This window comes from Aeromonas popoffii (genome assembly GCF_000820025.1).
Taxonomy (GTDB): domain Bacteria; phylum Pseudomonadota; class Gammaproteobacteria; order Enterobacterales; family Aeromonadaceae; genus Aeromonas; species Aeromonas popoffii.
This window is the reverse complement of record NZ_CDBI01000040.1, coordinates 4,812-5,460: the sequence shown is the minus strand read 5'-3', so window position 1 is coordinate 5,460 and position 649 is coordinate 4,812. Positions and strand designations below refer to the sequence as shown.

1 protein-coding gene and 1 pseudogene are annotated in these 649 nt (G+C 62.9%); one reads left to right on the top strand and one right to left on the bottom strand.

What is annotated here, in order from left to right; genetic code table 11:
• On the top strand, positions 1-297 hold a 297-nt coding region (locus tag BN1129_RS21810; RefSeq protein ID WP_042035663.1), incomplete at its 5' end, for a 2Fe-2S iron-sulfur cluster-binding protein.
• Positions 298-307: 10 nt separating this feature from the next.
• Here the strand turns inward: BN1129_RS21810 and BN1129_RS24175 are convergent.
• A pseudogene (locus BN1129_RS24175) lies at positions 308-649 on the bottom strand (hypothetical protein); the annotation flags it as partial.

The window sequence follows — 649 nt, the reverse complement described above, 5'->3', positions numbered from 1 at the left end:
GACTGGCCGCTGGCGGCCAGCAACCCGGTGCCCGTGCTTTTTGAGCTCTCGGCCAAGGAGGCGCGCTGGCTGCCTAGTAGCGGCAGCCTGCTGGAGCTGGCCGAGAGCCGCGGCCTGACACCGGAGTTCAGCTGCCGGGGCGGCACCTGCGGCACCTGCCGCACGCGCATCGTCAGTGGTCAGGTAACCTACCCGCAGCCACCATCCAACCTGCCGGCCGAAAGTGAGGCTCTGATCTGCTGCGCCGTACCCGCCGCCGGCACGGACGGCAATCAACCCCTAGTGCTCGCTCTCTAAATAGCTGATCCTAATTCCGCTCCAGTTGCATAAGCCCATGTCCGTTACCGGGGAACGGTGCAGCCTGATCCCGGAAGTAGAACACGCGACGTAATAATTCACCCAATGTGCGGCATTGGTGGTTCCGGGTGATCGTTTCATGGAGATCATGCCACATCCGCTCAATCTGGCGGCCTTTCTGGCGGGCCAGCAGGGGGCGTAACCACAGCGTCATCACAGTTACAACGACGCCATCGATTTCATCCGCTAGCCACCGGCGGATTGTCGCATCCGGCTCATCTATCCACCGGCGGGCTTTCGGGTCGGCCGCATGACCACAGACAAGGGGCGGCTGGAACTGGGTTACCGTATG